6 protein-coding genes are annotated in these 10,107 nt (G+C 67.1%); all 6 read right to left on the bottom strand.

Annotated elements, in window-relative coordinates; translation table 11 throughout:
• Positions 1-2: 2 nt before the first annotated feature.
• Positions 3-1,802, bottom strand: a complete 1,800-nt coding sequence (locus ACS5PJ_RS16340; RefSeq protein WP_439435924.1) for a serine/threonine-protein kinase — start codon at positions 1,800-1,802, stop codon at positions 3-5.
• Positions 1,799-3,739, bottom strand: coding sequence for an FHA domain-containing protein (locus ACS5PJ_RS16335; protein ID WP_439435923.1), 1,941 nt, complete (start codon positions 3,737-3,739; stop codon positions 1,799-1,801). The genes ACS5PJ_RS16340 and ACS5PJ_RS16335 overlap by 4 nt, the downstream gene beginning before the upstream one ends.
• A 1-nt stretch (position 3,740) precedes the next feature.
• A complete protein-coding gene (locus tag ACS5PJ_RS16330) occupies positions 3,741-4,643 on the bottom strand; it encodes a PP2C family protein-serine/threonine phosphatase (protein ID WP_439435922.1) in 903 nt (300 codons plus the stop codon).
• Positions 4,640-5,950 carry an RDD family protein gene (locus tag ACS5PJ_RS16325; RefSeq protein ID WP_439435921.1) on the bottom strand — a complete coding sequence of 437 codons (1,311 nt, stop codon included), beginning with the start codon at positions 5,948-5,950 and terminating at the stop codon, positions 4,640-4,642. Before ACS5PJ_RS16325 ends, ACS5PJ_RS16330 begins: the two co-directional genes overlap by 4 nt.
• A gap of 218 nt (positions 5,951-6,168) precedes the next feature.
• Positions 6,169-8,772: a transglutaminase TgpA family protein gene (locus tag ACS5PJ_RS16320; RefSeq protein WP_439435920.1), complete on the bottom strand. Its 2,604-nt coding sequence runs from the start codon at positions 8,770-8,772 to the stop codon at positions 6,169-6,171.
• On the bottom strand, positions 8,769-10,100 hold the full coding sequence (locus ACS5PJ_RS16315) for a DUF58 domain-containing protein (protein WP_439435919.1): 1,332 nt from the start codon (positions 10,098-10,100) through the stop codon (positions 8,769-8,771). The genes ACS5PJ_RS16320 and ACS5PJ_RS16315 overlap by 4 nt, the downstream gene beginning before the upstream one ends.
• Positions 10,101-10,107: the final 7 nt, after the last annotated feature.

The raw sequence follows: 10,107 nt of genomic DNA, 5'->3' as shown, positions 1-10,107 counted from the left end.
CCTCACGGGCGGGCGCAGGCTATCGAATCCTTTTCCAGGGGCGAGAACGATCCGTCGCTCCTGACGAGCATCACCTGGATGCAGGTCTCACCCGACGGATTGGGCTTCATCCGGACGGGTGCCTGATCAATGGCCTGGTATTCGCCGCTGCCTCCAATGGAGTAGACCCGCCACTTGTATTTGTCACCGGGTTTGGGCTGCGGATTGTTCCAGTAGAAGTAAGCATCGCCGTCGGTGGCAACCGTCCCGCTGAGTCCTTCGACGTCGGGGACGGTGCCGTTATCCAGGGGGTCCGCCGGAGGTTTGCTGACCTCGGCTGTAGGGGCGACCTTCGGCGCGGGCGCGGAGCTGGCCAGCACGATTCCCACGATGACGGCGAGGACAAGCAGGGTCCCGCCGGCGATGGCGAGCCACAGATTCCGTTTGCCGTGGTCAGTCGGGGCTTCGGGGACGGTTTCCCTGACTGGGGCGGGACGGCTGACCGTCGCGTCGATCGCGGGTTCTGCCGCGCCGGACCGGCGGGACGGCCCTGCCTGTCCGTGTCCTGCCGGCGAGGACAGGAGTCCCGGCCGCTGCACGGTCGGGTCCTGGCGCGTGCCGTACTCCGTGGCGGCGGGCGCACTGCCCCGCAGCATGGTGGCATGGGCCCACTCACCGGCCGGGTTCCCGGCGGACTGCCCGCCGCCGGACTGCTCGCCGGCGAAAAGGTTGCCGGGTACCTGCGGCTGGGGCACTGCAGGTTGCACCGCCGACGGCGGAAAGCCCGACGGCGGCGCGGCTGACGGTGACGCGCCGGCGCCGGGGCCCTGCGGCCTGGTGCGTGCCGGGAACGTCGGCGCGCTGCCGGTGCGCTCGGGGTCGATGGCCGCGATGCTCCGGACGCGGGTTTCCTCGAAGCCGTCGTCCGGATGGCTGTCTTCCAGGTGCGGCTCTTCGAGGACCTCGAAGGGTGTGACCGAAAGGTTCAGTTCGGCCTGGATCCGTTGCAGGGCAAGGGCGAACGCGTGCGCCGAGGAGTACCGGGACGCCGGAGACTTAGCCATCGCCGTCGACAGCGCGCGTTCGAGCGAATCCGGGACGTCGGCCCGGCCCAGCCGTGGCAGGGGCGAGTTCGTGATCCGTGCAATCAGTTCCCTCTGGGAATTATCTGTGCCCGGCATGACAAACGGGGACCTGCCGGCCAGCAAGGTGTACAGCGTGGCACCCAGGGCCCAGACGTCCACCATGATTCCGTCCACCGGGCCGTCAGCAAACTGCTCCGGCGGCGACCAAGGAATGGACATCCCGGTGTCCTCGTCGGCGGTGTCGCCCAGGGTTCCCGAAATGCCAAAGTCCGTCAGGGCGGGCCTGTTGTAGTCCGTGACCAGGATGTTCGCAGGCTTGATGTCGCGGTGGGCGATGCCGGCGCGGTGCGCGGTTTCCACCGCGGAAGCCACCTGGATCCCTACGGCAAGGACCTCATCGACGCTGAAGCGCTGCCGGCGGTAGCGGACGTCAAGGCTGGGCCGCGAGCAGTATTCCATGGCCAGATAGGAGTGTCCGGCCGCGGTTACCTCGGCCTCGTAGATCGTCACGATGTAAGGGTGGGAGGACAGCTGGGCCATCAGGTTCGCTTCGGACTCGAACCTGCGCCGGGCACCCTCGGTCTTGAGGTCGGACAGCAGGACCTTAACCGCGACTTTCCGCCGCGGCCGGTCCTGTTCATAGAGGTAGACATCGGAAAACCCGCCCGAGCCCAGCAGGCTGATGTACGTGAACCCCGGAATAGGGGGCGGCGGCGCAATGGGCCGTTTCGAACTCAAAGAATCTCCTCAAAACGCAACGAGATGTCGTCCCCCAGTTCGGCGATGTCGCCGTCCAGCAGGATGGCCATTTCGTTCTGGGCAAGGCGGCGGGGCTGCTGACCTTCGCGGACCAGGACTGTCCCGTTCGTGGCCTTGAGATCACAGAGCATCACATGCCAGCCCTCAAGCCTGACTTCAACGTGCGACCGCGAAATGTCACCGCTCGGGCTGGCCACCTGGACCAGGCGTGGCATCCCGCCGCCCTGGACCCGGGAAACGGAAGGCTGGCGCCCGATCACCAGGGACTGGTCGAGATCCACCAGTTCCCCGGTGGATACCCTCATCCTGCCCAGCCGCGGCCGCGCCACCTGCACGGCGTCGGCAGGCAGCGGCGAGAGGCAGAGCGCGCACTGCGCGTGCGTGGGCGGGTTGGCGTGCCCTCGTTCGCAGACACGGGCCAGCACCAGGGGTCCGACGGCGGCATCGGGCGCCCGCACCGGCGCGGGACGCGCGGACATTCCGGCGAGGTCGCCCTTCATGATGGTCTGGCCGTCGTGGTCCGGGTCGAAGTCGTCAGTAGCAGCGGCCTGCCCGGAAGCGTGTGCAGTTCCCGGAATTGACGTTGAAATTGGCGCAGATGCAGGCGCTGCCAGTGCGGGTGCGGGCGGAAGGTTGAACGACGCCGGCGCCTGGACACCGGAGGCGCTGGTCCCGCCGGTCCGCCACGGGACCGAATCGATCAGTCCGCCGCCAAGGCCGGTTACAGGCGCAACGGGCGGTGCCGGCACTGATTGCGGTACCGGCGGTGGGCCTGGCTGATCGGACGCGGGCGGGGCAATGGCGAAGCCGCTGAAGACCTGGGCCGCTGGCCGGCCTGACTCCGATCCGGTGGCTGCGGACTCTTCGGGCCCGGAGTCTCCTTGCCCGGACCCGCCTGCCGGCAGATCCCGATGCAGATTTTGTGCTGACTGGTTTTCTGCCGACAGGTTTTCGGCTGACTCGTTTTCTGCTGTCCGACCCGCCGCGTATGCCGGGTCTTCTTCCTCCGGTTCGTCGCGGACGGCGGCGTCCTCGATGCGGCGGACGACCGTTTTCTCCCAGAGGTGGTCGTAGCTGCCCGTCAGTTCGTGGGCAGGCACCTGGTCGGGAAAGGTTACGGGAGCTTCAGGCTGCACAGGCTCCGGGTTGTCCGCGGCATAGTGGGAGTCCTCGTCCATCACGCCCATCACCGTTTCGGCCGAGACCTCACGGTCCGCATTCATGGTGCCGGTGCTGTGTGGTTCAGGCTCCGAATCAGGCTCCAGGCTGGATTCGGCCTCAATCGGAGTTTCAGGGCCGGGTGCAACGTCAGGGGAAAGTTCTGCGTCAGGCGCCAGTTTTGCGTCAGGCACCGGTCCGAACTCCGGCTCAGAGTCGGCTTCGAAGAGCCCTGAGGCAGCCGCGGGCTCCATAACAGGGGGCCCGGACACACCTGCAGCGGAAGCCGGATCCGGCGCCGCTGTTTCTGCAGCCGGCCCGTCAAATGCCACGGTCAGTGACTGAAGCAGGACCACACCCTCGCCGAGCGGGAGAAGGGCCCCTGGCTGGCTGTCGCCGGAGACGGCCAGGACGTAGCGCTCGGGAGCAGCGAGGCGGCGCTCGGTCCAGGTGGTGACATCCCGCCCGTTCAACTCAACGGAGCCTTCCGGCAGCTGAACAGTCAGATCAAGGTCACCGCGGAGGAAAACCCTGAGGGAGTCACGGAAATCCACGATTCCGAAGGAAGGAATCTGCGCCAGGGAAACTCCGAATCCGCTGGTCACGGCATGAAACACTTCGTGGACTTCCGGGGTCTTCCCCAGCAGCTCCCACAAAGACCGGGCGAGCTCCGGCGAGGACCCCGGTCCGAGCACAACAACTGTGCCGGACCGGATCACGCCAAGCCAGATACCCGAAGTGTAGTTGGCGGCAGCCATCTCAGTGCTCCCCCTTCTCGTCTTCCCGGACCGCCGGGCGGCTGGCGTCGACGATCTGTGCACGCGGCAGCGTGACTTCCTGTTCGGCATCAGCGGTGCGGCGGGGCGCGGTAATGGCGATGCCGCCGTCGTTCATCACGTTCTTGGCATCAACCACAATGACAGTCACGTTGTCCCGGCCACCGTTGCGGAGAGCAGCCTGGATCAGGGCATCCACTGCGTCCTGCGGGTGCCCGACAGTGCTGAGGATGCGGAAAATGTGCTCGTCCGTCAGTTCGGCATTCAGTCCGTCGGAGCAGACGAGGATCCGGTCGCCTTCCTCAACAGGCAGCAGCCAGTAATCGGCCTCGGTCTCGTCGCCGGTTCCCAGAGCCCTCGTTACCACGTGGCGGCGGGGGTGTACGGCGGCTTGTTCCGGTGTGATTTCGCCGGCATCCACGAGTTCCTGGACCTCTGAGTGGTCCACACTGACCTGGGCGAAGTTGCCTTGGCTCAGGCGGTACGTGCGCGAATCGCCGATGTTCATCACCAGCCAGTACGGCATTCCCATCTGTTCGACCACAACGGCTCCGGTGAGGGTGGTCCCGGCGCGGGCACCGGTCACCTCCCTGATGGAGCTGTCGGCGCGAACCAGGTACTGCTGGAGCACGGAGGCCGTGACGGACCGCTCCCCGGTGGCGAGCTGCGGCATGGCGGCCAGGGCCCTGACGCACATCCCGCTGGCGATCTCCCCTGCCTCGTGCCCGCCCATGCCGTCCGCCACTGCGAAGACCGGATCGGAGGCGATGAAGGAGTCTTCGTTGAGCTCCCGCCGCAGCCCGCGGTCCGTCCCGTAGCCGTAACTCAGGCTGAGGCCCGATGCGTGGTCATCGTCAGTGGAGACACTGTCCGGCTGTGAATTCATGCCTGTCCTAGGTGGAAGGAACGGTCACCAAAATGGACAGTGGATCCCGGGCTGACAAAGGCGGGTACACCCGGCTGCAGCGGCGTGCGCAGGCCATCCGGGGTGGTCACGGCGCTGCCGTTGGTGGAGTTCCGGTCAGTGACCCAGATACCCGTGCCGTCGGTCAGCAGGTGTAGGTGCGTCTTGGAGATCGAACGGCCTGGGTCATCGATTGCCAGGATTTGGGACTGCTGCTCCCCTGTCTGGCCCACCGGGTTCCTGCCCACCAGGACGTTGCGGTCGAGCTGGAAGTCCCGGCCGTCGTCGAGCTTGATCCGGAGAACTGCCATCGGAACCGAATAAGGCGCGCCGCTGCGCATCTGGGTGCGGTCATGGTCATCGTCCGGGTGGGAGGGGGCCGGGTGGGAGGGGAAAGGGTGGGCCGGGACGGCTTGGGGCGGAGCCTGCTGGGCAGGGGCCGACGGCGGGGTGAACGGCGACGGCGGCGCACCGTACGGCTGCGTAGCTGCGTACGGCTGGGTCGCAGGGTGTGCGTGCGTCGCCGGCATGATGGGTGCGTAGGGCTGCACGGCCGCGGGCTGCTGGACTGCTGCCGGCTGCAACGGCGGCTGCTGCTGGTTTTCCGGCGCCTGGTGGCCGGGCGGCCGCGCGGCACCGGCCACGGGCGAGGCAACCTGCTGGACGGGGGGCAGATCAAGGGGGGCGAAGCTGTAGGGGCCCTGGATCCCGCCGGAGGTGATGGGGTTACGGCCGGCCTTCACGTCGAACATCAGGGTTTTCGCTACGGCATCGTGCCAGCCGCGGAGCCTGTCGGGACGGTCCCAGGCGTTCGAAACCACCACCAGGACAGCCCAGGCGGCACCGGCCAGAAGCATCGGGCCAAGGATGAACGTGGCAATGTCGAACCACTGGAAGATGATCACGGCCAAGGCCGCCAGGAGGGTAAGGATGATGCCCGCGCCGGTAACGACACCACGGAGCGCGACTCCCCCTGCCCCGGGTGCGTAGCCATCCTTGTCAGCGCTGCGGATCCCCATGGCCCGGTTGCCGACCGTGTTGCCCGTGCGGCCTTCCAGGCTCATCTGCACCAGCAGATAACCAAGGGTCAGCCCCAGTCCGATGCTGCCGAACAGGACCAGCGAAGCGGTGTCATAGATGATGAAGCCGCCCCTTTGGGTACGCGTGACTCCCGCGAAGCCGATGGCGAAAGTCAGCACCAGCACTGCCACCGGCGCCAGCCAGTCGAGCACCGCGGCGCCAAGCCGCTTCCCGGCCGTGGCCGGCACAAGCTCAAGATTGGCTGCCATTCCCGTTCCTCCCCCTGGAGACGTTTGTACTACCGGGATAGTACCGGGTATCGGGAACTGCTGCTCCGCCGCGCGATCCATCAGCGCCCGCTGGGCGTGATCCACATTCCGCCCGCTGCGGGCAGACCTGTTCGGCAGCGGAGCCCCGCAGGCCGTGCAGAACGTGGCGCCGCCGCGGATCAGTTGCTGGCACCGCTGGCAGCGCTCGGCCTCGTAGGTCATGATTCAGTGTGTTTCTTTCTGCCAGGGTTCCGGAGAACGGTGGACTCATCAGCCTCGGGGGCGGCCGCCGTCGTCCGGGTTCCGCTTTGCTGTACTGCCGGAGCCGGGCTGCCGGAGGCGTCCGGGCCGGTCTCCACCCTACCGGTGGTGTTGGGTTGTGCCTTGGAGCCCTGCCGGGACGGTGCCAGCGGGCCCAGCCCGAGCCGGCCACCGCGCAGTTTCAGGGCGTTGCGGCCGTCGGCCAGCAACGAACGGGGCGAGAACCTTGCCTGCTGGCGGCGCCAAAAACCCACGGTCCCGGTCATTTCCTTCAGCGAACCGTCCACGATGTTCCAGTACTCCCGCACTTCTTCCTCGCTTGGCTGGCCCGAGCCGAAGATGGAGGCATCGGCCCGGTGCGCGAGCATGGTGGTGGTCTGCCCCGTTGCGGGGAAGGCGTCGGCCACCACGGCAGCGCTCTCGCGCCGGGTTGAACGCGTGTCGATTCCCGCACCCATGTCCGTGGCCAGGCTGAGTACTTCATTCCAGCCGCCGCCCACACGCTGCGCCGGGTGCCCTTCTGTGAAACGCGCCTTCCGTCTTCGCGACTTAAGCAGTGCGATCAGGAGGAGCGGAAGCGCCAGGATGGCGATCGGAATGAGGGCAACGCCCAGCGCCCCCAGCAATGCACCCCAGAACAGCCAGGGGTTGTTCTTCTTTTGGTCGGCGTCCAGCGCATCCGGGGAGGAATCCGGCGGCAGGTCCGCCGGTTCCTGCGGCGGAGGCGGTGGCTGAAGCACCTGGGGCTTCGGCTTGGACTTGTTTTCGGGGTCCGGCGGGATGGGGATGTTGTCCTTGGGGGGCGTGGGGTCGAAGGTCACCCAGCCCACCCGGTCGAACGCCACTTCCACCCAGGCGTGGACGTCCTTGCCCGTGATCTTCACCTCGCCGGCGCCGTTCTCGGGGCTCGTGGGTTCGGGGTAGAACCCCATCACCACCCGTGACGGTATCCCGAGGTGGCGGAGCATCAGCGACATGGACACCGCATACTGTTCGTCGTCGCCAAGCATCTGCTTGGCGGTGAGCAGGTTCCGGATCCGTGAGGAGCTGTGGCCGGAGACGCTGGGCAGCTGTCCCTCGGTGACCAGCCCGTTGCTGAAGGCGCCGGTCTTTTGGAAATGCGCCTCGATCTGGCGCACCCGGTCAATCGCGGTGGGGGCATCGGCGGAGAGGTCATTGGCCTGGGATCCCACCACCGGCGGAACCTCCACAGCGTCCGGCAGGGTGATCTTGGCGAAGTCGTACTGGGTAAGCTGCCCGTGCTCGAGCTTGACAGGGTCCGAGACCTGGACACTGTAGGAATCACCCTTGGAAAGACCCTTGGTGGTCACAGCGGTGTCCGTGCCCGCGTTGAAGTACAGGCCCGAGGCCGCAGTAGAGGCACTCTGGTCAAAGCTCAGGCCTGTGGTCTTCCGGCCGCCCGGAACGAAATACCCCTGGTAGTCCTCGATGATGATGTCGATCGAGTAGTCGTTGGTGGGGACCACGCTTGAAGTGTCGGCAAGGGTGTTGATGGACTCCGTGTCGCCGACCTTGCTGAAGCTTCCGGAGCCGTTGGGGTCCATGTTGTAGTTGGTGCCGTTGAACGTATCCAGGGCGCCCAGCCGGACACGGGCATCGCGCGGAAGGCCTTTGACCACGAACAGGGTGTCGTCTTTTTTGTCCTTGACGAACGTCCTGAAACTAGCCAGGGGCGTGATGTAGGCCTTGGGATCAAACGGCGGGACCACCACATTGCGCAGGACCTTGCGGTCGGAACCGGCGGTGACCAGGGGCGCGGCGAGGGAGGTGATGAACACGCTGGCAGCTATGACAGCCGCAGCAGTTCCGAGCCTGCGGAGCCGGGCCTTCCTGGCCGTGGCGGTGTCAGTCTCGGGGCGGTTGACGGAGACTTTCCGTGTGTCGCTCCGGCGCAGCGCGTCGCGCCGGAAGGTGGCCCAGGCGATAGCAATAACGGTCAGCCCGATGCCGCGCTCCACCGTCAGGAAGGCGGCGTTGGTGCTGAACGCTATGCCGGTGACAAACAGGGCCAGCACGGGAAGCAACGGCCAGTAGGGGCTCTTGAGCCGCCAGGTGAGGAGGCCCGCCACCAGGGCGGTCAGCAGGGAGCTGAGGAACGGCACAATCAGCACGCCCCCGGCTGATCCCACCGGGACGCCCACTGTCAGCATGTCTTTCCAGGCGAACACGACGCCCAGAAGCAGGGTCCGAAGGGATTCCAGGCTCGGCACGAATCCAGCCACTGCCGCGTCCGGAACGGCCAGCACAGTGCCGAACACCAGGTAGGCGCCGAGGGCGGTCGCCGCGGTGATCAGCAGCCCGAGGCGCAGGTGTGCGTTCGCGGCAGCGATGCCGAGCCCCAGGACAATGCCGCCGAAGCCTGAGACCAGGTAGTAGGGGTCCCCGCCGAAGCTCAGGCTGAAGCCCAGCAGGCCCAGCCCCAGCAGGAGCGTGAGGGCGCCGGCGTCGAGTACAAAATGCCAGAGAGGCTGGCCGTCGGCGAACGCGGATTCAGTCTGCCGCTGCTGCGGTCGAGGCCGGAGGCCCGGTTGGACGCTCATGCGGCGGCCTTTCTGAGGACAATGGCGAGGTCGGCCAGGTCGCCGAGAGTCAGTACCGTGAGGTCCGCGATGTTGGCGCGCGTGGGTGCGGCCCCCATCTGGAGGCGGACAGCCAGGCTGCGGACTCCCGGCGGCACGGATGCCGCAGCCGACCTGAGCTGGGCGGGGGTGACATTGCTGCCCACCACGAAAAAGACCACCGACGCGTTGGGAACCGTATCGGCCAGCGTGCGGGCGAGGTCGACGGCGGTCCGGCGCATGGGTGCGCCGGCGATCCGTGTCATGTCGTCCAGCATGTTCCGGCCGGTTTCACAGCGGAGCGGCCCCTTCTGGGTGAGGACGTCCAGCTCGCGCTGTTCGCGGATGGCCTGCCGTCCGATCGAGGCGGCGGCAGAGATGGCCATTTCGAATTCCTGCTCTGACGCGTATTCGTCGGTGTTGATGGACAGCGAGATGGCCAGGTGCGCGCGTCGGGTTTCCTCGAACTGGCGAACCATCAGCTTGTTGGTCCGTGCGGTGGTCTTCCAGTGGATGTGCCGCCGGTCATCGCCCGGTACGTAGTCGCGCAGGGCGTGGAAGGAAACGTCGGCGCTGGAGAGGTCAGTCGTGGGCATGCCTTCAAGGTCGCGGATGAAGCCGGCGGCGGAGCCGGCCAGGGCAACGGTGCGCGGGTGGACAAAGAGGTCTTCCGGCTCGGTCCACATCACCTGGCGGCGGAGCAGGTGCAGCGGGTCTGCCCGGACGGAGCGGACCGGGCCCACCACGATGACGGCACGGCGGGCGGTGGGGATGGTGAAGAGGTCCTCATGCACCTGCCGGGGCTTCATCCTGGGCAGGTGGAAGATCGCGGTGGCGTTGCCCACCGGCAGTTCCAGCGCGGCCGGCAGGAGCGGGCGGGTCGAGGTGTTGGAAACGGAAATACTGCCCACCGCGCTGTCACCCACGGCCACCCGGGTCCGGGCCAGGTCCAGGATCACACCGTACGAGGAGCGGCCCATGATGAACCCGATGGCGATAAGGATGAGGACAAACGCGGCGATGGCCGCGGCCTTCGCTTCCTGCCAGCCGAAGGCCTGGCCGAAGCTCCACAGCAGGATGGACGCGGCGAGGACCGACCAGCCCAGGACGCTGACCACCGAGACGACGGGCCACACGTAGCGAAGCCACAGGCCGCGGGTTTTGAGCCACGCCGGAGTCAGGGCGAGTGCTGCGGTGCTTGTGGCCTCGGCCCAGACGGCCGAGGGGTGCAGCCGCGTTGGCCGGCCGTCCCGGTGGAAGGGCTGCCGAAGCAGGTCAGCAAGCCGGGTCAACGGTGTGCTGCTGGACATAAAGGTG

The sequence above is a fragment of the Pseudarthrobacter cremeus genome (genome assembly GCF_051857465.1).
In the GTDB taxonomy this organism is placed as follows: domain Bacteria; phylum Actinomycetota; class Actinomycetes; order Actinomycetales; family Micrococcaceae; genus Arthrobacter.
The sequence above is the reverse complement of the archived record's forward strand: the minus strand, read 5'-3'. Positions and strand labels throughout refer to the sequence as shown.